Source organism: Belnapia mucosa (assembly GCF_016775475.1).
In the GTDB taxonomy this organism is placed as follows: domain Bacteria; phylum Pseudomonadota; class Alphaproteobacteria; order Acetobacterales; family Acetobacteraceae; genus Belnapia; species Belnapia mucosa.
In genome coordinates this window covers 1-21,733 of record NZ_JAEUXJ010000037.1, presented here as the reverse complement: position 1 = coordinate 21,733, position 21,733 = coordinate 1, and the positions used below count along the sequence as shown (strand labels likewise).

The following is a 21,733-nucleotide window of genomic DNA, read 5'->3' as shown; positions in this document are numbered from 1 at the left end:
AAATCCGCTACGTGATCCCCACCGGACCGGATGGCGAACGAGAGTCCTTTTGTCGATTGCGAACGGACTATCTACACGGTCGGCCCAGGCGGAAAAGCCGGAGACGGCGGCAGGTGCCGCCACTGGCAGCCGGTGCGCACGAGGTAGAAGAGCCCGTCCAACAAATTCCGCATGTCCGTGCTGCGCGGCCGCCCACTGGGCTTGGCCGGTGGGAGCCGCGGTTCCAGTAGGCGAAACTGGTCGAGCGTCAGGGTTTGGCCAGAGCCGAAGTTCCCAACCAATGCGCGATCAGCGGATGTCCACATGGCAGTCTCCAAGCCGGAAACCGCTCGCAACGCCGCCCGGAGAGCCAGGAGCAGCCTGTCAAACCAGCCCCGGCACCCCCTGCGCAAACGGGCACTTAGACCATTGAGAGGAATGCGGCAGGCCGGAGCGTGACACCGCATCCAGCCTGCCATTGGTACTGGCAGATCAGCGCTTCGAGACGAACGCGCGGACGGCGGCGCTGAACCCCGCCGGGTCCCGGTGCAGGGCGTCGTGGCCGACGCCCGGGAGGATGACCCGCTCCGCGCCGGGGATGCACTCGTGCACACGTTCGGCAACCAGCCGGAACGAGGACCTCGTCTCTGCGCCGAACACGACGAGGGTCGGCTTGGCGAGGCCCCTCAGCGCATCACACGAGACGGCCGGCGCGGGGGCGGAGAGCGCCAGCGGGAGCGTCCGGGCGTTGTCGCGCCACATCGCCCGCCACGGCTCGGGCTGCCGGTCGGCGCCCCCCTGAAGCCGGAGCAGCGCCTCGACCATCCGGTGGATGGCTTGGTCCTGATCACCGGCCCGGCTCGCGGCGACGGCCGGGCCGAACGCCTGCGCCCGGTCGGCGGCGGCCTCCTTGGCCTCCGGGCTGTCCGCTGGGAGCGCTGTCGCCAGGGTCGGCTCGTAGAGGACGAGGCTCGCGACGAGGTGCGGGCTGTTCAGCGCCACGAGGGTGGCCACGTTGGCGCCGTAGGACCAGCCGACGAGGTGGACGGGTCGCCCGGCGTTGAGGGACGCGATGAACTTGGCGAGGTCGTCGGCGTGGGTCGCGGCGCCGAACGCCCGGCCCTCGTCGAGCCACGGAGCGGCGCCGAAGTAGCGCTGCGTGTAGGTGACGACGCGGTGGCTCTGCGCCAGCGCCTCCCGGACCGCCTCCCAGACGCGCTGGTCGTGCGCCGCGCCGTGGACGAGCACCACGGGCGCGCCCGAGCCCGAGCCCTGCTCGACGTAGTCCAAGCGGACCCCGTTGACCTCCGCTTGCTTGGCGGTGGGCGGCCCTGCCGCAACGGCTCCAGCCGTCCAGGCGAAGCTCAGGATCAGAAGTGCGGACGTTAGAAGAGACGCGAATGAGCGGAACATCCTGTTTCTCCTCTCCATCGTTCACGAGCTCAGCAGGCCGAGTGGCAGCGGCGCCCGGCCGTGTCACCTAAATGGCCCCTGCGAGGGTGCAGCCCAGCGCGAGACAAAAAGAAAGCCCATCGATTAGCCCGATGGGCTTTAGAGTTGCGAGGCTCAACCCACACGAAGTGGGAAGACAGTCTCGGTGACCTGAGTTCACCATCGCCGGCAATGCCAGCGCCGGCCCCTGACGACTAACTAAAGGGCTTGTTTTTTCGCCACTCACAGCATCGCGACACACCGAAGTAAATGCAATAAGGAAGCCCAGAGGAATTATTTGTCGGGATCAGAAGCAAAGCCGTCTAACGTTCCCAGTAGATCATCTATAACTAACTCGTCCCTTTGAACCGGATCAATCAGCAGCTTGCTGCATTTCGGCGTATCCATGGTTAATAGATTGGTTGCAGATCCGAATGATATGATGGGGCATTACAGCTAGAGTATTTCAGCGACTAACAGCCCGTTTTGAAAGTCGCTCAGCAGCCGGATTTGCAACCACCCAGGGAAATTCTGAGGCAACTGATCGGGTCTCGGCAGAAAAGCACACCAGAGCCGGGCGGTAGCCCTGCTCCATGCACCCAGTGCGGCCAGGACGCCCTTCCAAAACGGGCTGTCAGCGGAAGCGGTTCTAGAAGATGTAGCAGCCCGAGGAGAAACGAGGCTTGGCCATCGATGATCGCCTCGACAATATCTGGCGCCAGCAGGGTCAGCTGAAGCAGCGTACCAAGGTACCTTCACTCGATTGACTCTTCCGCTGCCATCTCGCTGATCGAGGCGTACTGCCCTTTGTCCAGCAGCCGATGGTACCGGAACGCACGGGCCAGCACTTTCACCAGGGCCGGATTTTTAGCAGCACACGGACCGTGACGCTGGTTGCCGCGCTCACGCTGCCACCCGCTCTGCGCCGGATGCCCCCGCGCCGCGGTCCCGGACCAAGCTGACAAGCCCCTCGACCCGCAGCCGAATGTCGGCCCCGTTCGGGCCGACACCACCTGCTCCATTAGCGCGCACGATGCGTGCCCGCTCTGCGGGGATAGCGATCTCCTCAGCGGACCAGGCTGATCATGCAGGGTGACCCACCTGATCCTGCACCCATTGCCTGTCTTTGTCACCGATTGGCTAACCGCCGATCTCCTTGTCCACATGGCGTCTACCAACCTTCAGCGAGCTCCAGCGGTAGTTGCGAGGTGCCGTAGCGGCATGTGTTGGAAATGGCCGTGGCTGTCTCCGGCGTGATGACGGTATCGCGTCAGGCGGCGAGGTCAATCATGCTGTTGATGGGCGGCTGACCCAGGGTCTGCCAACCATCGACCTTGCGCATGCTGATCTGGCCTGAGGCGAGCAAGGCCCAGAACAGCATGGCCGCTGTCTCGGCCGAGGGCAGCACGGTCTGCGTCTTGATGCGGCGCTTGAACTCCTCGTGGAGCCGCTCGATCGCATTCGTGGTGCGCGCCGACTTCCACTGGCTCGAGGGCAGCCGGGTGAAGGCGAACAGCGCCTCCCCGGCCTCCTCGAGGCTGTCGGCCACGGCCTGGCACTTCAGCCGCCACTTGCGCAGGAAGGCCTTCCGCCGCGTCTCGGTCTCCTGCGCGGTCGCAGCGTAGATCATGTCGGTGTAGTCGGCCGAGATCTCCTCATGCAGCCGCTCCGGCGCATGGGCGAGGAGATTCCGGTGCTTGTGGACGGTACACCTTTGGGCTGGTACCGCCGGCCAGAGCGCGACCAGCGCCTTCTCCAGGCCGGCCGCACCGTCGATGATCAGGAACTCCGGGGCCCGCAGCCCGCGGGCGAGCAGGTCATCGAGCACGGCCCGCCAAGCCGCCTCACTTTCCCCGCCCATGGCGCGGATCGCCAGCAGCACCTTCTGCCCGTCCCGGCGCACGCCGAGGACCACCAGCAACGAGATCGAGGTCGCCTTCCGATCCAGCCGGACCCGCACCACGGTGCCGTCCAGAATAAGGCGGACGATGTCCTCGCCGCCGAGATCCCGCTGGCTCCAAGCCTCCCAATCCGTCTTGACCTTGCGCCAGGCGCGGCTGACCACGTCTTTGCCCACCGCACCCCGGAACAGCGCTCCCAGCGCCCGCTGCACCCGCCGCGTGTTCGTGCCAGCAAGGTAGGCACCTGCGATTAGCGCCTCGAGCTGGCGCGTCCGCCGGGCGTAGCGCGGCAACACGGCGCTGCGCCACTCCCGGCTGCCTCCGTCCTCGGTCTGCAGCCGGGCCCGCGGCACGGCCAGCTCGACCGGTCCAAACGAGCCGGTGAGCTGCCGCCGGCGGTGCCCATGCCGGTGCCCAACGGCCCCGCCAGCTCGCTCGTAGCGGCCGCGCCCCAGCGCCGCCTCGAGCTCCTGCTCCACCAACTCCTCGATCAAGCCGCGGATCCGGCCCCGCAGGCCTGCCTCGATCGGGTCGAACCAGGCCTCTCCGGTAAACAGCGCCTGCTCGGCAGGCCCCTTGCTGCTATCCTTGTCCATGGCGTGGTCTCCGCCGGCGCGCCAACGCCGGTTATGGCTCGTTGAACAAGCCGGAGACTACGCCACCCAATTTTCCACCACACCCGCGACGGCACCGGCCATTCTTCCGGCAGTGCGTCGGCGACAGTGCCCGGCCATCGGTGCCGAAGATCAACCCCTTAAGCAGCGCCGGTGCATGCTGGCGGTTCTGAGCCGCTCGGCCCCTCGGGCTGACCTGCAGGATGGCGTGGGCCCTCTCCCATAGAGCCCGCGGCACAATCGCCTGGTGCTCGCCGTGATAGACTTGCCCCTTGTGCGTCGCCTCGCCGACGTAGGTCCGATTGTGCAGCAGTTTGTAAACGTCGCCCTTGTCGAGCGGTCGGCCGGACTTACTGGTGACGCCCTCCGCTTGCAGGCGCCGCACTGTCTCCACGCCGGAGCCCGTCTCGACGAAAAGCTCGAACACCCGCCGGACCCGGGCCGCTTCGGCCTCGTTCGGCACCAGCTTGCGCGCCTTTACGTCATAGCCGAGCGGCACCTTGCCTCCCATCCACATGCCGCGGGCGCGGGACGCCGCGAACTTGTCCCGGATGCGCTCGCCAACACCTCACGTTCGAACTGGGCGAAGCTGAGCAGAATGTTCAGCGTCAGCCGCCCCATGCTGGTCGTGGTGTTGAAGCTCTGGGTGACGGAGACGAAGGTGACGCCATGCGCCTCCATGGTCTCGACCAGCTTGGCGAAGTCCATCAGCGACCGGCTGAGGCGGTCGATCTTGTAGACCACGATGACGTCAACCTGGCCCTGCTCGATATCGGCCAGCAGCCGCCGCAACGCCGGTCGCTCCAACGTGCCGCCGGAGAAGCCGCCGTCGTCGTAGCGGTCGTGGACCAGGACCCATCCCTCGGCACGCTGGGAGGCCACGTAGGCCTCGCAGGCGTCGCGCTGGGCGTCGAGGGTGTTGAACTCCTTGTCGAGGCCCTCGTCGGTGCTCTTGCGGGTGTAGACGGCGCAGCGGAGCTTCTTGACCGAGGCCGGCATGGCGCTGTCAGCCGGCAGCTTTCGGCGGCTCATGCGCCAGGCCTCCCTTTCAGCCCGAAGAAGGTCCAGCCATTCCAGCGGGTGCCGGTGATGTGCCGGGCGATGGCCGAGAGGGAGCGGTAAGGCCGGCCCTCGTAGTCGAAGTCATCTGTGCGGACCGTGACCACATGCTGGACGCCGTCGTATTCCCGGATCAGGCGTGTCCCGGGCAGCGGCCTGCTGTCGGCCCGGATGCGGCGGAGCACCACATTGCCGCCGTCCAACTGCTCGCCCAGCGCCTCAAGCCGCGCCCGGGTCTCGGGCTTCAGGCCGCCATAGGCCAGCTCTTGGATGCGGTAGGCGAGCCGGCTCTGTAGGTAGAGTCGGTTGAAGGGCGGCGGCTCCTTGCCGAACAGTGCCCGCCACTGCTTCTTAAGATGGGCGATCGGCGCCGACTGGAGGGCGGCAAGGCGGCCCAAGACGTCCGTCGGCGGGATGGCGGCGACGATTGGCGCCGGCGTCTGGGTGGGCTTCTGGGTGGCTATGCTGGGCATGCGGGTCTCCGGCTGTTCCGGTTGGCATGCACGCTCTGATCGCCTCGGAAGTGTAGCGAACTCTCTTCCAGGAGTCGGGCCTGGGCGGCGTCGCCGTTCAGATCCTCGGCAGCGCGGCGGCGCAAGCGCAGCAGGCCGGCCGCGAGAAGGGCGCAGACCTCGCGCAGATGCGGCGGGAGGTGGAGGTTGGGGGTCGGGGCAGCCATGGTTGGCAGCCACAATCGGCTGGCGCAGGCGAAGAAAATAGCGAAAACAGGCGTTTAGAGAAGAAGTGCGGCCACAAAGGCAGCCGAGCGAAGCAGGACGTAGCGTTGGCAGCGCCACCACGCTACCTGCATTCCCCGCTCGCGCGCCCGCGCCCGATTCGACCCCCCCCAATCGGACCGCTGGACGCGCCGCCAAGCACGGAACCGCCAACAGATGCGTCGCACCGCCTCCACCGCCAGCCACCCGTCCCGCGCGGAAGGGGAGCCGCCGACGCCGCCGCCGGGCGGCTGGACGCTGATGGAGGCGGCCGAGGCGCTCTGCCCGGACGCGGCGGCCCTCTATCGGCAGGAGCGTGGCGTGCTCCGACCAGTGATGTTCGACGGGGATTCGATCAATCTATTCGAGATCTGGGGCCACAGCGCCGGATGGCTATCGCACAAACTGCTCGAGGCACTTTGCGGACGGCCGGACCTGGTGCTGACCGGACAGAACCTCGAAAGAGGCGCCGACGCGGACCGCTATCGGATGCCGCATTCGCTGCTCGTCGCCGCCGCGAACCGTGACGTGTCGGCTCCCCTCAGCGCGTACCGTGCGTGGGTCAGCCTGGAACTTGATGTCGGATCCGTCCTCTTCGGGTTCAGGTGCTTCGACGATGACTGGCCAGTGGGGGGGCGGGCCAAGCCGGAAGACGTCAAGCTAGTTACGGTCCGGATCGAGGCGGCTAGTGCCGCAGGTGAAACACCATACGGCGTTGCGGCAGGCCGCGTTGCCAAGATGACGTATAGTCTGCCTCGGTGCAGGGCCTGGTTTAGGTTGCGCATCGACGGCTGGCCGGAAGGCCACCCCCTGCCGAACCGTGGCGACTGTTACGCCGCAGCTCGTGCCTACTTTGCGGGACCTATAGATCGTACGGAGTTCCGGAAAATCCGCAGTGCGATAGTGCCTGATCCATGGAAGGCGCGCGGGCGCCGAAGTGCGACGAAAACCGCACAATGCTGAGCGGGCAAGCCGCAGCAAATTGCCATTCTCAGACAGGCTAATATGGCAAGCTGCCGAATTCCTGCCGATTTAGAATTTCCGCGTTGGCCGCCATAAAAGCGGGGTCGCCCGGCGCATTCCGCGCCCTTGCTACGAGGCGACCAGATGCCCCATCCAACCGCTCACCCCACCCCTGAGCCGACCCGGCCTACGTCTGGGCCCTTGCGTCACCTGACGCAGCTCGACCTGGCCCGCCGCTGGCGCATCTCGCCGCGCACTCTCGAACGCTGGCGCTCGCTCCGACAGGGGCCCGCCTACCTGAAGCTCGGCGGGGTAGTCGCCTACCGTCTTGAGGATGTAGAGGCGTTCGAGGCCGAACAGCGACATGAGGCCGCTAGCACCAGCCGTCGTGCTGCTCATGGTGGCGCCTGATGGACGCCGCGACCGCCGCCGCGATGAGCGACCCGGAGCGGAACCCGGCGTTCCGCCGGCGCTGGCAGGACGTGGCCAGCCCGTCGCCAGCTCTCGGCCGGCCGCTGGCAGCGCAGGACGACCTGGAGCTGACCGGGCGCGAGTTGCTGGAGCAATGGCGCCGGGAGCGGGCCCAACGCGGAGGGGCGCCATGAACGCGCCGACCGGGATGAGCCAGGACTTGTCGCGAGCCTCGGCAACCGCCGTCGTCTCCGCGCTTGATCGTCCTTTCTCGGTCACCTTCTTCGGCAATGCGGCCGCCAAGAGCAAGCGTGAGGAGCGCTTCACCCTGCGCTCGTTGGCAAGCCGTGTGCGCACCGTCACCGCGCCGGCCAAGGCTCGGCTACCCTGGCTCAAGCTGGCCCGGTTTGGTGAACTGAAGTCGGACAAGAACAGCTTGCGGCACGACGCCAATGTGCTGGCGATCAGCGGCATAGAGGGCGATTACGACGGAGAGAAGGCGCCGGTCGCCACGGCCGTCGAGAAGCTGACGAAGGCGGGCGTGCTAGCCATGGTCTACACCTCGCCCAGCCACACCGAAGCTACCCCGCGCTGGCGCGTGCTGTGCCCAACCTCGGGGGAGCTGCCCCCGCAGGATCGGGCAAAGCTGCTCGGACGGCTCAACGGCTTGCTTGAGGGGGTTCTCAGCGTCGAGAGCTGGACGCTGTCCCAGGGCTACTACTTCGGCTCCATCGGCTCAAAGCCGTCCCACCAAGTCGAGCTGGTCGATGGCACGCCAATCGACCTCCTAGACGATCTTGACGAGATCTGGCGCGGGAAGCCACAGACCGGCGCTGCCGCACCGTCAGGCGATGTGCCGTGTCACTCCGGGCCGGTCGACCCGATGGCGCTACTGGCCGACATCACCGCGGGTCGATCCTATCATACATCGGCAGTCCGGCTGCTGGGCAAATGGGCGCGAGACGGCGTGCCTTACATGGAGGCGCGGGCGCGACTGATTGCTGCCATGAACACCGTACCCGAGCCTGACCGCGACGCTCGCTGGCAGACGCGCCGTGACGACATCGACCGCTGCCTGGACGATATCTACGGCAAGGAAGCAAAAGCCCGGGATGAGGGCCGCAGGCCCACCCCCTCCGGAGCTGCTGAACCAACGGGCCAGCCTGGAGGCGACGGAGAGCCCTGGCCCGACCCGGTAGACTTCCTCGCCGATGACAGCCTGACCGGCCCGCCGGAGTTGCGGCCTGATCATCTGCCCGAAGCCCTCCAAGGTTTCGTGGCGGGCACCGCGGCGCGCATGGGCGTCGACCCGGTGAGCGTCGCCTTGGCTGCCCTGGCGGCATGCGCGAGCGTCGCCGACGACACCTGGCGGATCCAGCCCAAGGCGCGAGACCACACCTGGACAGAGGACCCGCGGCTCTGGGGAGCGATCGTCGGCGACCCGTCCATCCTGAAGACGCCGGTGATCCGTGCCTGCACGGCCCCGATCGACGCCCTGGACGCGCAGGCGCGGCACCGTCACGCCGCCGAAATGCGGGCCTTCAAGGTCGCCCACGCGAACTGGAAGAGGGAGGGCGGCGATGCGGCCTCAGAGCCCCGGTCCCCGCGCCTCGATCGGTATCTGGTCGAGAACGCCACGGTCGAGGCCCTGTCAGAGGTCCTACGTGACGACGCCGAGGCGAAGCAGCGCGCCCCGGCAGGCAAGGTGCTGGTCCGGCAGGACGAGATGGCTGAGTTCTTTGCTAACCTCGACCGCTACCGAACCGGCGGCAGGGGCGGCGGCGACCGCGGGGCCTATCTGCGGCTCTACAACGGCGGGCCGTGGGTCGTCGATCGGATCGGTCGGGGCAGCTTCGCTATCCCCAACTGGTCGGCCTGCTTCCTCGGGGGCATCCAGCCCGGGCCGATCCAGCGCATGGCCCGCGAAGCGGACGACGACGGCCTGCTGCAGCGTTTCCTCTACTGCGTGCCGGGTTCGCAAGCCGAGGGGGAGGACCGCATCCCCGATGCCGCGGCGCTCGGGCGCTACGAGGCGCTGTTCGCGGCCCTCGTAGCTCTACGCCCGGCGGGCTCCGGATCCGGTCGGGTGCTCGAGGCGGTGGTGCTGCATGCCGACGCGCATAGGCACCGGGAGGCGTTGCTCCGCCTCACCCGGGCCCTGGCGGCGATGCCGGACACCTCGCCTCGGCTGAGAGCTTCCCTCGGAAAGTGGCCGGGGCTGTTCGCCCGCCTAGCGCTGGTTTTCCATCTCATAGATTGCGCGGACGCCAAGGCGCGGGGAGCAGGGCAGCCAGCAGCCATGGTGGTTTCCGAACACGTTGCGCGCCGGGCAGCAGCGCTCATGCAGGACGTCCTCTTGCCGCATCTGATCCGCGCCGACGCGCTGATGTTTTCCACCGCACAGACTGGCCATGCCCGCTGGATCGCCGGCCTCATCCTTGCCCGGGAGCAGCCACGCGTCACCCTCCGGGATGTGGTGCAGGCCTACGGAGCGCTGCGCGCGCCGGAGGCAAGGCGGGAGCTGTACAACGTCATGGAGGGGCTGGTCACGGTCGGCTGGCTTCGGCCCGAGCCGCAGGTCAACCCGGCGCGCCCACCTTCGGCTTGGCAGGTGAACCCGACCGTGCACACCGTCTTTGCCGAACGGGCCAGGCGCAAGCGTGAGCTCCGGCGGCAGGCGCAGCAGGAGACACGGGAGACGATCAAAAGGCAGAGGCAGGAGGGTGGCTGAGATGTTGCAAATGTTGCCTCGCGCGCGTGGAGCATCAAGGCATTTCCCCTCCTTCCTTCCCTTCCTCCTCCGTACGCCCCGTACGCGCGAGGCAACATTTGCGACAGTCGTTGGCGCCAGACCGCGAGCACTCGGAGGCGCGCAGCAGGTAGCGCGGCCTCCACGCCCGAAGCTTCCCTATGGGGCCGGCAGCTCGCCCCACACCGGCGCACCTGGCTACCGCGCTCGCAGGCGAGCCCCCTCCAGCACTGCCGCCATCCTCGGGATCTCGCGGTCGATAAGTTCGGAAAACTCGGTAGGCGTGCCGCCGACCGGCTGGATGCCCAGCTCCTGCAGGCGGGACTGCAGCGCCGGCGCGCGCAGGGCCGCCACTGCGTCGCGGTGCACTCGATCGACAACCGCAAGCGGCGTCCCCGCCGGGGCCAGCAGGCCAAACCAGGCCGCAGCCGCGAAGCCGGGGAAGCCCTGCTCCGCTACGGTCGGGATCTCCGGTGCGGCCGCGATGCGCTCAGCCGAGGAGACGCCGAGCGCCCGTCCTTCGCCGGCCCGGATGCGGGGCAGCGTGGTCACCGCGCTGGCAAAGGTCATCGTTACGCGTTCGGCCAGTACGTCCTGCATCTGCGCGCCGACGTTGTTGTAGGACACCCCCACAATGTCGATGCTGGCCATTTGGCGCAGCAGTTCGCCGGCGATGTGCTGCGAAGTCCCCGGGCCGGTGTGGGCGAAGCTGAGTGCGCCCGGCCGCGCGCGAGCCAGGGCGACCAGCTCCTGCACGTCCCGAGCTGGAACTCCGTTCGCAACGAACAGCAGGTTTGGTGCCGCCGCGAGCAGGCTGATTGGTGCGAGGTCTCGCCGCGGGTCGTAAGGCGGCGGCGGTTCCATGCTGACCCGGACCACCACCGCGGCGTCACCAGACAGCCCCAGCGTGTATCCGTCGGGTGCGGACCGCGTCAGGCGCTCCACGCCGATCACGCCAGCAGAGCCGGGCACGTTCTGAACCACGACAGGTTGCCCGAAGGCTGCGGCCATACCGGGGCCAATCAGACGAGCCACGACGTCTACTGGGCTGCCGGACGGGGACGCCACGAGTAGGGTGATCGGGCGCTCTGGCCAAGCGGCCCGTGCGTCGGGGATGGCCAGGAGGGCGAGAGTGGCGGCGAGCAGAACCCGGGCGAAGTTGCGTGCCATGGTGTCTCTTCTCCTCCCTGCGCTGTCCGTCAGGCGGACGGGACAGGCGCCTGCGGTCGGGGTTATCAGCCATTCCGATCTTGGGCATGGCTGGCCGGCAGTGCCAGCGCAATGTCGCCAGCGGACGGGCGCCGAGGAATTTCGGTGGCGCTCGTACGGACGGGAAGGTCTAGGCGGGAGGCCATGCGCAGACACCATGCAGTCTGGCGAACGTGGATGTGGCTCTATTTGCCCGGTCATTGGTCGGGGGCGTTGGCCAGCGCGAGAGCGAGGCCCGCGACGGCAACCTTACAAAGTCTGCGCTGCTGTGGCTGCTCCTTCAGCCGGCTCGGTCACTGAGCAGGGTGGCCCGTCGAAGAAGATCGTAGCACAGGGAAGGAACGTCGTGTTGCAGCAGCAGATTTGAAGCTGGTATCCTGCAAGGGCAGCCACATCGGCGTGCCATTCGGATGAGGCACCCCACGAAGCGCAGTGTGCGCGCGCCCGGGGGGAGGTTGAAGTCTGGAGCCCAGGGGGTGCGACCGGCCCGGGGTCGAATTTCTGCCGTTGCGAAATTGGCGAATGGGGGCGCATGTCCGACACTCAACGATCATGGGCCGCAGACAAGGTCGAGCGATGGGCCATAGGTCGGCTTACCCCGTACGCACGAAATGCGCGCACGCACTCCGAAGCGCAGGTGGCGCAGATCGCGGCCAGCATTCGTGAATGGGGCTGGACCACGCCCGTGCTGGTCGACGAGGTCGGTAGTCTGATCGCCGGCCACGGTCGCGTCCTGGCGGCGCGCCAGCTCGGGATTGCCGAAGTGCCCGTGATGGTCGCCCGGGGCTGGTCGGAGGCGCAGAAGCGCGCCTACATCCTCGCCGACAACAAGTTGGCGCTGAACGCTGGCTGGGATGAGGAGCTGCTGCGGGTCGATCTGTCGGACCTGCGCGGCATGGGCGCGGACCTGAGCCTGACTGGCTTCAGCGAGGACGAGCTCGCCTCGCTTCTGGTGGATGGCACCGAAGGTCTGACCAATCCAGATGCGGTGCCAGAGGTTCCGGCCTACCCGGCGAGCCAGGCTGGGGATGTTTGGATCCTGGGTCGACACCGTCTGACTTGCGGTGACTGCACCGAGGCGGCGGTGGTGGCCAAGGCGCTGAACGGGGTGGTGCCGCACCTGATGGTTACTGACCCACCCTATGGGGTGGGGTATGACCCGGCCTGGCGCAATCGCGCTGGCCTCAGCGCCACCCAGCGGACCGGCAAGGTCGAGAACGACGACCGGGCCGACTGGCGCGAGGCCTGGGCGCTGTTCCCGGGCGAGGTTGCCTATGTCTGGCACGGTGCCCTACATGCCGCTGCGGTGGCCGAGAGCCTGGTCGCCTGTGGCTTCGAGATCCGCGCCCAGATCGTCTGGGCCAAGGACCGCCTGGTGCTGGGCCGCGGGCACTACCACTGGCAGCACGAGCCCTGCTGGTATGCGGTGAGGGGCGCTGGGCATTGGAGCGGCGATCGCAAGCAGACCACGCTGTGGCAGATCGCCAGCCGCGGCCAGGACGCCGAGACGGTGCACGGCACGCAGAAGCCGGTGGACTGCATGCGGCGGCCGATCGAGAACAACTCCAGCCCCGGGCAGGCCATCTACGAGCCCTTCTCCGGTTCCGGCACCACCCTAATCGCCGCGGAGATGAGCGGGCGCACCTGCCACGCCGTCGAGCTGAACCCAGCCTATGTCGATGTGGCGATCAAGCGCTGGCAGGACTTCACCGGCCAGCAGGCAGTGCTGGAGGGCGAGGGCAAGGCCTTCTGCGAGATTGAGGAGGCACGGCGGGCCGCCGTGGCGAGCTGATGCGCGGACGCAAGCCAATGCCGACTGATCTGCACAAGCTGCGCGGCACGCTCAACCCGACCCGCCACGGCAAGGGCCGGGCCGGCGAGCCGGAGGTGGTGGGCGACCTGCCGGTCACCCCGCCAGCCTGGATGAGCGAAGCCCAGCAGGCGGGCTGGCGCCATGCCGTCGAGCACGCGCCGCGCGGCATCCTCAAGCCGATCGATGCCGGCATCCTGGCGGTCTGGGTCGCGGCTGAGGAGCGGCACCGGACAGCGGCCATGATGCAGGCCCAACTGGATCAAGGCACCAAGCTGCCGCTGCTGACCAAAACCCGGGACGGAACAGCTGTGGCTTCGCCCTATCTCGGCATCATGAACCGGAGCGCGGCACTGATGATCAAGGCAGCCTCCGAGTTGGGCTTCTCGCCGGCGGCGCGGCCCCGGCTGGCGGCTCAGGCCACAGAGCCCCCGGCTGATGCGGAGTCTCCTTGGGCCCGGCTGAAGGTGATCCATGGCGGCAAAGCGGCAGGCTAGGGCCCTCACGGGCGCCGCTGAGGCAGTGCCTATGCCGAGGCGGTGGTGGCCGGCCGAGCCCCGGCAGGCCAAATAGCGCGGCTGGCCTGTGAGCGCTTCCTGCGGGACAAGGCGGCCGCCGATGCTGGCCATGGGCCCTGGGCCTTTGATGGCGATCTAGTTGAGGCCGCGCTGCTGTTTGCCGGCCAGATGCCGAACATCAAAGGCCCAGAGGCCGGGCAGCCGCTCCGGCTCATGCCCTGGCAGAAGCTGGTCTTTGCCAACCTCTTCGGCTTCGTTGAGCGCGGGACCACCACCCGGCGTTTTCGGCAGGCGGTGGTCTATGTGCCGCGGGGCAATGGCAAGACCACCATCGCGGCGCCGATCGGGCTTTACCTGACCTTCGTGGAAGGGGAGGGCGGTGCCGAAGGCTATGCTGCCGCGGTCACCCGTGACCAAGCCCGCATCCTGTTCGAGGCGGCGCAGAACATGGTCCGGCGCTCCCCCGAGTTCCGCAACGCCTTTGGGGTCGGCGTCGGGGCCAACGCGATCTATCAGGAGAGCACCGCCTCGCGCTTTGCGCCGGTTTCCTCCGATGCCAAGGCGCTGGACGGGCTCAACGTCCAGGTGGCCGTCTGCGACGAGATTGCCTCGCATAAGACCTCGGAGGTCTACGACGTGCTGCTCACCGCGATGGGCAAGCGGCGGCATCCCCTGCTGCTCTCGATCAGCACCGCGACGGGCAACAGCAGCGGCATCGGCAAGCAGCTCTGGGGCTACGCCGCGCGGGTGCTGGAGGGAGTACAAGAGGACGAGCGCCTCTTTGCGCTCATCTACGCGGCCGACCCGGAGGACGACCCCTGGGAGGAGGCGACCTGGATCAAGGCCAACCCGAGTTGGGGGCAGGCGGTGCAGCCCGACGCCATCCGGGCCATTATGCGCCAAGCCAGGAACAACCCGGCCCAGGAGGCGGCGGCCAAAACCCGGCACCTGAACATCTGGGTCGGGGCGGACGAGGCGCTGTTCTCGATGCGGGCCTGGCGCGAGGCAGCCGACCTCTCCCTGGCACTGGAGAGCTTCGAGGGTCAGGACTGCCATCTCGGGCTCGACCTGGCCAGCCGGACCGACCTGGCGGCGCTGGCCGTCGTGTTCCCGGGGCGCGATCCGGATACAGGGAAGGCGCGCTACACCGCATTCGCGCGCTGCTACCTGAACGAGGCTGCGGTGCTGGAAGCGCGCAATCCGAGCTACCCCGGATGGGCCGCCGAGGACTACCTGACGATCACGCCGGGCAATGAGACCGACTTCAATCAGATCGAGAACGACATCCTGGAGCTGTGCCGGCGCTTTCGGGTGGTGAGCGTCGGATTTGACCCCTGGCAGTCCACCCAGATGGCGCAGCGGCTCAGGGTAGAGGGGGTGAACATGCTGGAGTTCCGGGCGACAACCCAGAACTTCAGCCCAGCGATCCTCGAGCTGGATGCCGCCATGCGCTCTGGCCGACTCCAGCACGACGGCAATCCTGTGCTGGAGTGGTGCATGGGCAATGTGGTCGGCAAGCCCGACCGGCGCGGCAACCTCTACCCCGCCAAGCAGCGGCCGGAGCAGAAGATCGACGCTGCTGTGGCGCTGATGATGGCGGTTGGTCGAGCCATGGCGGAGGACGACGGGCAGGGCAATCTGATGGACTTTCTGCTCAACCCTATCGTAGGTTGATTTGATCTCGCGGGCGCGCACGTGTTGTGGGAAAATGTCCCCCGAATCGGTTCACATGAGATCCCGGAGGCCAGATGCCGACCAAGACACCGGAAAAGCCGCAGAAAGCTGCGTCGAAGGCGAGCGCAGGCGGTAAGGTGAATGCGTTGCAGCAGCCGCTAAAGCCCTCCGAGGAGCTGGCCGCAGTGGTCGGCGCCGGCCCTCTGCCGCGGGGCGCGGTGGTGAGCAAGGTATGGGACCACATCAAGTCCAACAACCTGCAGAACCCGGAGAACCGCCGCGAGATCCTGGCCGATGACAAGCTTCGCAAGGTGTTCGGCAAGGACAAGGTGACCATGTTCGAGATGAACAAGCACCTTGCCCAGCATCTCAAAGCGTAGGCCCAGCAACTCGGCGCCTGTTGGCCATTGTCGGATCTGAGGCGCGGGCGCAGGCGCCGAAGCCTCATAGCCGAAGCAGAAGATCCTTGCCGCGGTCGTGCTGGTGACAGCGAATGGGCGGTCGATGACCGCGCCGGAGCAGTTCACCAGCACCTTTGAGCGGGCGGAGCTGTGGACGGCGTGATGCAAGTGACGCGTTGGAAATACCCGCCGCTGTCACGAGGGTCGCCACTTTGAGCAGCAGACAACCTCTGTCGGTTGATAAGTATTGGGTGCTGCATGATGCGGAGGTCCGGGGAGGCAGGCCGGACCGAAGCTCCGGTTCCCCGCGCGCTGGTTGTGGTATGGCTTGTTCAGCTCACCTCGGTCAGAGATGCTCCTCGATCGGCAGCAGGCGGACCAGCCTGGTCAGGATGCGGCGCCGCAGGGATGCGCCCGGCTCGCTCGATACGACGCGCCGCCGCGCGTCGGAGTCGCAATCGGACCAGGTGAGGCGTCCCTGTTCCAGCGCCACGCGCCAGCTTCGGGACGGATCGGCGAGGCGGGCATGCTCGGCCATCACCGACCTCGCCAGCGTGGGATGCTCGGCGAAGATGCCCATCTCGGTATTCAGCGCCGTGGAACGAGGATCGAGGTTGAAGGAGCCGACGCAGACCAGCGTGTCGTCAACGGCGAAGGCCTTCGTGTGCAGGCTCGCGCCCTGGGACCCGAGCATGCTCGTCGGCTCGCTTCCGCTGGGCTTCAACTCGAAGAGCTCGACGCCTGCCTCGAGCAACCGTCGACGGTAATGCGCATAGCCGCCATGCACGGCTACGACATCGGTCGCGGCCAGCGAGTTCGTCACCACCGACACCCGCACGCCGCGATGGACCAGTTTAAGGAGCAGGTCCAGCCCAGCCTTGCCCGGCACAAAGTACGGCGAGATCAGTAGAGCCTTGTGTCGCGCTTTGCGCAGCGCGTCGGCCACCTCGGGCCCAAGCCCTCCGGCGGCTCGTGCGCGGCGGCGCGCTCCAAGCCCGCGCTTGGCCTTCCGCGGCGGATCGGCCACGACCCGCGTCGCCTGCTTGGCGACTGGGACGAGGCGGCGCCCGAGGTCGGTCAGCAGGCTGGCGCTGTCCGGGCATGCCTCCAGGAAGGCGCGTGCCGCCGGTTCGCAGGTTGCTGCCTCCAGGACCTCGCGAAGGGCGGGCAGACCGCCTTTCGCATCATAAGCCGAGCTCAACTCGCTAGCGCACCGCGCGAGTGGGCTTGACCAGTACCGTTCGAAGGCATCCGCCACCGACCGGGCGGTGGTACCGGCGACGACCAGGTCGAGGTCACGGAAGTTGAAGGTCTCCGCGGCGTCGAAGTACTCGTCCCCGATATTGCGCCCACCGGCAATGGCAATCTGGCCGTCGACGATCCAGGCCTTGTTGTGCATCCGATGATTGAGGTGCTTGCCGCCGAGGAGCAGTTCCAGCGCAAAGCCTAGGCGGCCGAAGCGCCGCCAGCGCGTCCCGTTGAACAGCCGGACCTCGATACTGGGATGAGTCCCTAGCGCAGACAGGGTGCGCTCCTTGCCGAACGCGAACATATCGTCGAGCAGGATGCGGACCTGCACACCCCGGTCGGCTGCACGAAGCGCCTCACATGCCAATAGCCGGCCAGTCAGGTCGCTGTGCCAAGCATAATACTGCAGATCGAGGCTGCGGCTGGCCGCCCGTGTCGCGGCCGCACGTAGCGCGAAGGCCTGCCGCCCGTCCGCCACCACGGAAATCCCGTTGGGAATGCTGCCGAACGGGCAGGGAACGGCCTCCGTCATGCTAACCGGTCTGGTTGCGACTGGCGCCGGCTGAAGCAATTGGCAAGCTGTAGCGGTTGTAGGGGCTGGCGCCACCTCCGCTAACAGCGGCTCCAGCCTACCCGGCATGCGACATCTCCAAACTTTAGCCCACTCCATACCGCAACCCCAACGGCCCAGGCGGTTCACGGTTCATCGACGGATCGAAGCTGCCGAAAACTTGGCATTGAACCACATTGGGCAGCTTCAGACCGACGAGCCGGGGGGGGGCGCTCAGGCCGGCTGGATGCCCCAGAACTGCGTGAACCCGGTTTGTAGCCCCTGTATGCTCCGCGTCGCGGTCTGCTGCTTGAACTGGCCGAGCAAGCAGTAGGGCACCTCTCCATGCAGGCGGCCTGGATGTCGCGGGACACGGCCTGCCTCCCCGGCAGGTCCGGTGCGCCGAACTACGCATTGTACATTTCCTAGAGGCGCTCTCGTACCGGCCGGCATAGCCCGCGGCGCCGTTGCCGCGCAGGCCGACATGCGTGGTAGGGTTCAGCAGGTCCGTGACCGTCCAGCTCGTCGCGAAAAGGCTCTACCCGCCGCTGTCCACTGGGCCACTGTTGCTCCGCCGCTGCAGCATGGTGCCCAAGCCCGTGGCCACATAGTCGACGTTCAGCCCGATCCGCCGCGGCATGCCGTCGGTCGAGGGCGACGCCGCCCAATCGGCGCGCCGCCTCAGCAAGAGCCCGCGGCGGGCCCACGAGATCCGTTACAGCTTCCATCCGCATCACGGCTTCCTAGCACTTCGCGGCCGTAGCGGTCACGCGAGTGATCTTGGCGACCCAGCGTATGCCAGCCTTGATAATCCTGTTCACCAGCGTGTCGGCCAGGAAATCGTCGGTGCGGAGGAGAAGGGCGTCGAACCGCCCCGGCAACCGGGCAAGCTGCCGTGTGACCGGTAGCCGCCCGCGGACCACTGGTATCCTTTGGTCCATCTGCCGATAGGCATACACGAGGTTGACGGGCTAGATGTTGGACTTTCGGCTCAAGGCGGGACGCGGTCCGATGACCCCATTAGGGTAGATCAGGCTTGTGCTCACGTGGCTGGCATAACCTTGGGACGGGCATGCAATAGTGCCTCCGTGTTCAAGTCCTGCGGCAGAGCAAAAAGCGGGTCATCACGGTTGCTCCTGCCCTGTCGAGCCGCTGCGACCAGACCTGTCGTTGTTGTCCGGCCGGGGAATCACGATCGGTTCCACGGTCACGGGCGCTACCCCTTGTTCTCGCATACCAAGGTCATCGGCAGCACGTGGGGCCACATCCAAAATTCTGCCCGGCACGTATGGTCCACGGTCCTCCACCTTGACGATTGTCTCTCGCTGGGTCTGGCGATTTCTAACCCGAGCGACGGTGCCCAGTGGCAAGCTGCGGCTTGCCGCTATGTTCGAGTTTGGATTGAAGGGGCGTCCATTCGCCATTTTTCTGCCGTTGAAATCCCGGCCGTAATAGGAGGCTCGCCCGTGCTGCGGCCGTCCCGAGTGGTCAATAACCTCGCGCCCTGGCTTTAGCCTAGCACCAGAAGTAGGCGAGCGTCGGCGTGTCCCTGAATGAGCATGATGGCCTGCGCGATGGACGGACCGGCCGCTGCTTGCCGGCTGACCGGTAGTGGCCCGGACCGAGGTCGTGCGATGCCGTTGGCTGGCAGCTTCGGCATGCACCGTCCAGCCATGTCCAAGCAGCACACAGACAATCAAAACACCAAGTCGTCGCATTGGCAGTCCCCCTGCCAAAAAGACGCACACCCATAGTCCGGGTTCGATTGTGGCTCACGCAGCAGCCCAATCTGCACGAACTTCCACGTGCTCGGTGGAGGTAAAACAGAGCAGGAGGTTGGGGAGCTTTACAAACATGGCACGCGCTGCCGCTCAAACACGAGATCAAGGCGCCTGGGGGAACTAACGCTTTCTTGCGATTGAATCGCGCAACCTCAAGTAGAAGAGACTTCAGTTCAGGCATGTACTCGCGCAGCCTGTCTATGCCGTCCCCCAATGGCAGCCTGCGCCGGGACCCGGCGCGTCATGCGAGGAGCAGCCCCCCGTGCCGCTTGACGCCACCAACTTCTCTAACAATCGCGCCCGCCCAACCCAAACGCCTTGCCTTGACCAAGCCGAACGTGAAGCAGCTGCGTGCTTCGGTCCTCGGCTACGGGCAATCTTGGCAGGGGTTCCAACGATTGAACCACCCTTTGTGGTCATCGCGCACTTAGCCGCTGGGGTTGCTGGCGCAAGCTTTCGGCTCGCAGCACAGGGACATGAGGAGGCCATCCCGCGAGTTGGCGAAATAGTCGTCGCGTGGGTGCCTGCCGGATTACCCAGCTCACCGATGGAGCGCCGGGCCTTATCGCTCCGTATTGCATCAGCCGCTGCTGGAGCTTGGCGTCAGCGCTGCCAGATCGAGCGGCTTGGCTTGATCGCTGATTAGCGGTCAGGTCGTGTACACGGCGCACCGAGCCGATCTTGGCTAAACGCCTGTATCACGGTCGTATGCATCCGGCTATCCGTCCCGCCCGGCGTAAGCTCCGCGACCGGCTGTCCTTGCCGCTGGCCACGCCGGAGTATTCGGCGACGAGGGCCAAGCCTTGGACGCCAGCATAGGCCCGGACGCTCGCCCGCTGTGCGTCCAGCCCAAGGCCGCTGTGGCTCTGCTCGGCAGTCGGGCCCCGGTAGAGACCGACGGCGAGCTTGGGAGCGCCGTGTTGCAGCGCCGGCCGCGTCAGTCCGCCTCGCCGATGCGATGCACGGTGTAGCTGCCCTTAGCGCCCTCCTTGCCTGGGCCGACCTGCCGGACCCGCTCAGCGGCGTCAACCGCGATGCCCTGGCGCTTCTTCAATCTAGCGAAGAAGCCGCGGATCGTGCGGGCCTGCCCGCCAGTGGCCTCCGCGGCCTAGGCGACGGTGGCGCTCTCGCGCAGCTTACGGAGCCCGCTGGTGCGGGCTGCCAGTGCGAGCTTCACGACGATAAACTGGAGGGCCGTTATGGCGTCAGCCAAGCCGGCGCGTCCGCCGCCCTCGTTACTCCCAAGCCGCGAGAACGTGCCGGGCAGTGTCGCGCAAACTGAGACGCGCCGGCATTGCTTCGGAGAGCACGCGGGTGGCTTTCGTGCCGGTAGGCGCCACGAGGGGCTGCGCAGTCACAGGCGCCGCCAGCAACGTGCGTCGGGATCCTGAGGCGCGTCGATCGGCTCAGAACCGATGCTCCGTCCTTTGGTTGTCGCTGGCTTCAGCGTGGCCTTCGGATCACTTCAGCCATGCTGAAAAAGGCCTCGGTTGCCGAGTGGACGGTGAAATCGCGTTCCGCGACACGATTTCGTTGATAACCTTTCCCGGCATAGAGTGTCCAGGCCAGTACCAAAAATCGAGGAAGCGTCGTGAACAGAATTCGAGAGCACGCTACCGGCTTATCGCGCCGCGAGGTCATCTACGCTGCCCTCGCCGCCACCTCGGCGACGCAAGCGGCCGCACAGGACTTGGATTGGCCGTCCCGCCCGGTCCGCGTGATTGTGCCATGGCCCCCTGGAGGCACGGCGGACAGCGTCGCCCGGCTCCTCTTCGCGGAAACCTCGCAGCGTACCCGCCAGCAATTCGTCGTCGACAACCGCGCCGGCGCTACAGGCATGATCGGCAGCGGGTATGCCGCGAGCCAGCCCGCCGACGGTTACACGATCCTTTATGGAACGACGCCGCTATCCACCTCGGTACTATTCCCGCAGCTCACCTTCGACCCGGTGCGCGACCTAGTCCCAGTCTTCCAGGCTATCACCGTGCCGCAGCTCTTGCTTATGCACCCGTCCATTCAGGCCAAATCCGTCAGGGAGGTCATCGCTGACGCCAAGGCACGGCCGGGAACGCAGAACTGGGCATCGGCCGGCAGTGGCGGCGTCCAGCACCTCGCGCTCGAGCTGTTCTCGCGGCGCGCCGGAATCCAAGTTAACCACATTCCATATCGCGGTGGTGGCCCTGCCACGAATGATCTGTTGGCCGGCCAAGTGCAGTACTACTGGGGTAATGCCGATACGGCTATCTCGTTCGTTACAGAAGGTAGGCTGAAAGCGCTCTGTCATACCGGCGCGACTCAGTTGGCTTCGCTGCCTGATCTTCCTCCACTCTCCAACACGCTGCCAGGTTTTGAGACATACGAGTGGAATGGTTTGTTCCTGCCTGTCGGTACGCCTCGTACTATCATAGCCCGACTGAATGCAATGCTGAACGAAACCATTGCAGCGCCTAACGTTGCCGAGAGACTGCGCGGTCTAGACCTGCAGGCGAGGGCGAACACACCAGAGCAATTTGCCACCTTCTTCCGCGACCAGAGCACGCGCTGGAATGGCTTCATCAAGGAAGCTGGCATTCGGCTCGAATGAATTCCGCATCGGTGGACGCTTATCGGTTCGCCACCTAAGCGGCTACAAGGGGCCGCTGAGTGTCCATCCGGGAACAGACCGAGTCATTTGAATCGCTTGTGATTGGCTCCCGGCGGCGGGCGCAGGAAGAAAGGC

General features: G+C 66.6%; 17 protein-coding genes and 1 pseudogene. 8 read left to right on the top strand and 10 right to left on the bottom strand.

Going from position 1 to position 21,733, the window contains the following annotated elements; translation table 11 throughout:
* Positions 1–74 precede the first annotated feature (74 nt).
* From JMJ55_RS29230 to JMJ55_RS29210, 6 genes and pseudogenes are all read right to left on the bottom strand, one after another.
* Positions 75–305 (bottom strand): annotated as a pseudogene (locus JMJ55_RS29230) (transposase); the annotation flags it as partial.
* Positions 306–471: 166 nt separating this feature from the next.
* Positions 472–1,392, bottom strand: a complete 921-nt coding sequence (locus JMJ55_RS29225; RefSeq protein ID WP_202829136.1) for an alpha/beta fold hydrolase — start codon at positions 1,390–1,392, stop codon at positions 472–474.
* A 1,288-nt stretch (positions 1,393–2,680) separates the two neighbouring features.
* A complete protein-coding gene (locus JMJ55_RS29220; RefSeq protein ID WP_202829135.1) occupies positions 2,681–3,907 on the bottom strand; it encodes an IS256 family transposase in 1,227 nt (408 codons plus the stop codon).
* Positions 3,908–3,938: 31 nt separating this feature from the next.
* Complete coding sequence (locus JMJ55_RS32370) at positions 3,939–4,424, bottom strand: recombinase family protein (protein WP_456237088.1); 486 nt, start codon at positions 4,422–4,424, stop codon at positions 3,939–3,941.
* Positions 4,403–4,957 carry a recombinase family protein gene (locus JMJ55_RS32365; RefSeq protein WP_456237087.1) on the bottom strand — a complete coding sequence of 185 codons (555 nt, stop codon included), beginning with the start codon at positions 4,955–4,957 and terminating at the stop codon, positions 4,403–4,405. Before JMJ55_RS32365 ends, JMJ55_RS32370 begins: the two co-directional genes overlap by 22 nt.
* The gene (locus tag JMJ55_RS29210; protein ID WP_202829134.1) at positions 4,954–5,457 is read right to left on the bottom strand and encodes a DUF2924 domain-containing protein; all 504 of its coding nucleotides are present in this window, start codon (positions 5,455–5,457) and stop codon (positions 4,954–4,956) included. The genes JMJ55_RS32365 and JMJ55_RS29210 overlap by 4 nt, the downstream gene beginning before the upstream one ends.
* A gap of 420 nt (positions 5,458–5,877) precedes the next feature.
* Here JMJ55_RS29210 and JMJ55_RS29205 point away from each other — a divergent pair, with 420 nt between their 5' ends.
* The 3 genes from JMJ55_RS29205 to JMJ55_RS29195 all read left to right on the top strand — a co-directional run bounded on the left by JMJ55_RS29205 (position 5,878) and on the right by JMJ55_RS29195 (position 9,805).
* Positions 5,878–6,663, top strand: a complete 786-nt coding sequence (locus JMJ55_RS29205; protein ID WP_202829133.1) for a hypothetical protein — start codon at positions 5,878–5,880, stop codon at positions 6,661–6,663.
* A 410-nt stretch (positions 6,664–7,073) separates the two neighbouring features.
* Entirely contained in the window at positions 7,074–7,268 is a 195-nt protein-coding gene (locus tag JMJ55_RS29200; protein WP_202829132.1) for a hypothetical protein, read from the top strand.
* On the top strand, positions 7,265–9,805 hold the full coding sequence (locus JMJ55_RS29195) for a DUF3987 domain-containing protein (RefSeq protein WP_202829131.1): 2,541 nt from the start codon (positions 7,265–7,267) through the stop codon (positions 9,803–9,805). The genes JMJ55_RS29200 and JMJ55_RS29195 overlap by 4 nt, the downstream gene beginning before the upstream one ends.
* 216 nt (positions 9,806–10,021) lie before the next feature.
* Here JMJ55_RS29195 and JMJ55_RS29190 read toward each other — a convergent pair whose 3' ends face one another.
* The gene (locus JMJ55_RS29190) at positions 10,022–10,993 is read right to left on the bottom strand and encodes a Bug family tripartite tricarboxylate transporter substrate binding protein (RefSeq protein WP_202829130.1); all 972 of its coding nucleotides are present in this window, start codon (positions 10,991–10,993) and stop codon (positions 10,022–10,024) included.
* 571 nt (positions 10,994–11,564) lie between these two features.
* On the opposite strand from JMJ55_RS29190, the gene JMJ55_RS29185 reads away from it, so the two are divergent.
* The 4 genes from JMJ55_RS29185 to JMJ55_RS29170 all read left to right on the top strand — a co-directional run bounded on the left by JMJ55_RS29185 (position 11,565) and on the right by JMJ55_RS29170 (position 15,414).
* On the top strand, positions 11,565–12,824 hold the full coding sequence (locus JMJ55_RS29185; RefSeq protein ID WP_202829129.1) for a site-specific DNA-methyltransferase: 1,260 nt from the start codon (positions 11,565–11,567) through the stop codon (positions 12,822–12,824).
* Positions 12,824–13,339 (top strand): P27 family phage terminase small subunit, encoded by a 516-nt coding sequence (locus tag JMJ55_RS29180; RefSeq protein ID WP_236034215.1) that lies wholly within the window; start codon positions 12,824–12,826, stop codon positions 13,337–13,339. The genes JMJ55_RS29185 and JMJ55_RS29180 overlap by 1 nt, the downstream gene beginning before the upstream one ends.
* Before the next feature lie 189 nt (positions 13,340–13,528).
* On the top strand, positions 13,529–15,034 hold the full coding sequence (locus JMJ55_RS29175; protein WP_328702800.1) for a terminase large subunit: 1,506 nt from the start codon (positions 13,529–13,531) through the stop codon (positions 15,032–15,034).
* A gap of 74 nt (positions 15,035–15,108) precedes the next feature.
* Complete coding sequence (locus JMJ55_RS29170) at positions 15,109–15,414, top strand: SWIB/MDM2 domain-containing protein (protein ID WP_202829126.1); 306 nt, start codon at positions 15,109–15,111, stop codon at positions 15,412–15,414.
* 367 nt (positions 15,415–15,781) lie between these two features.
* Here the strand turns inward: JMJ55_RS29170 and JMJ55_RS29165 are convergent, their stop codons facing one another.
* From JMJ55_RS29165 to JMJ55_RS31830, 3 genes are all read right to left on the bottom strand, one after another.
* Positions 15,782–17,215 (bottom strand): phospholipase D family protein, encoded by a 1,434-nt coding sequence (locus JMJ55_RS29165; RefSeq protein ID WP_236034213.1) that lies wholly within the window; start codon positions 17,213–17,215, stop codon positions 15,782–15,784.
* A gap of 761 nt (positions 17,216–17,976) precedes the next feature.
* Complete coding sequence (locus JMJ55_RS32245) at positions 17,977–18,192, bottom strand: 5-methylcytosine restriction system specificity protein McrC (RefSeq protein WP_407927575.1); 216 nt, start codon at positions 18,190–18,192, stop codon at positions 17,977–17,979.
* 165 nt (positions 18,193–18,357) lie between these two features.
* Complete coding sequence (locus JMJ55_RS31830; protein WP_202829123.1) at positions 18,358–18,951, bottom strand: septal ring lytic transglycosylase RlpA family protein; 594 nt, start codon at positions 18,949–18,951, stop codon at positions 18,358–18,360.
* 1,654 nt (positions 18,952–20,605) lie between these two features.
* Here JMJ55_RS31830 and JMJ55_RS29150 point away from each other — a divergent pair.
* Complete coding sequence (locus tag JMJ55_RS29150; RefSeq protein WP_202829122.1) at positions 20,606–21,598, top strand: tripartite tricarboxylate transporter substrate binding protein; 993 nt, start codon at positions 20,606–20,608, stop codon at positions 21,596–21,598.
* Positions 21,599–21,733: the final 135 nt, after the last annotated feature.

What these genes read in the sequence shown, in the direction of transcription:
- JMJ55_RS29225 (WP_202829136.1), bottom strand. Translation starts at nt 1,392, where the DNA reads ATGTTCCGCTCATTCGCGTCTCTTCTAACGTCCGCACTTCTGATCCTG.
- JMJ55_RS29220 (WP_202829135.1), bottom strand. Translation starts at nt 3,907, where the DNA reads ATGGACAAGGATAGCAGCAAGGGGCCTGCCGAGCAGGCGCTGTTTACC.
- JMJ55_RS32365 (WP_456237087.1), bottom strand. Translation starts at nt 4,957, where the DNA reads ATGAGCCGCCGAAAGCTGCCGGCTGACAGCGCCATGCCGGCCTCGGTC.
- JMJ55_RS29210 (WP_202829134.1), bottom strand. Translation starts at nt 5,457, where the DNA reads ATGCCCAGCATAGCCACCCAGAAGCCCACCCAGACGCCGGCGCCAATC.
- JMJ55_RS29205 (WP_202829133.1), top strand. Translation starts at nt 5,878, where the DNA reads ATGCGTCGCACCGCCTCCACCGCCAGCCACCCGTCCCGCGCGGAAGGG.
- JMJ55_RS29200 (WP_202829132.1), top strand. Translation starts at nt 7,074, where the DNA reads ATGGACGCCGCGACCGCCGCCGCGATGAGCGACCCGGAGCGGAACCCG.
- JMJ55_RS29195 (WP_202829131.1), top strand. Translation starts at nt 7,265, where the DNA reads ATGAACGCGCCGACCGGGATGAGCCAGGACTTGTCGCGAGCCTCGGCA.
- JMJ55_RS29190 (WP_202829130.1), bottom strand. Translation starts at nt 10,993, where the DNA reads ATGGCACGCAACTTCGCCCGGGTTCTGCTCGCCGCCACTCTCGCCCTC.
- JMJ55_RS29185 (WP_202829129.1), top strand. Translation starts at nt 11,565, where the DNA reads ATGTCCGACACTCAACGATCATGGGCCGCAGACAAGGTCGAGCGATGG.
- JMJ55_RS29180 (WP_236034215.1), top strand. Translation starts at nt 12,824, where the DNA reads ATGCGCGGACGCAAGCCAATGCCGACTGATCTGCACAAGCTGCGCGGC.
- JMJ55_RS29175 (WP_328702800.1), top strand. Translation starts at nt 13,529, where the DNA reads ATGCCGAACATCAAAGGCCCAGAGGCCGGGCAGCCGCTCCGGCTCATG.
- JMJ55_RS29170 (WP_202829126.1), top strand. Translation starts at nt 15,109, where the DNA reads ATGCCGACCAAGACACCGGAAAAGCCGCAGAAAGCTGCGTCGAAGGCG.
- JMJ55_RS29165 (WP_236034213.1), bottom strand. Translation starts at nt 17,215, where the DNA reads ATGACGGAGGCCGTTCCCTGCCCGTTCGGCAGCATTCCCAACGGGATT.
- JMJ55_RS31830 (WP_202829123.1), bottom strand. Translation starts at nt 18,951, where the DNA reads ATGCGACGACTTGGTGTTTTGATTGTCTGTGTGCTGCTTGGACATGGC.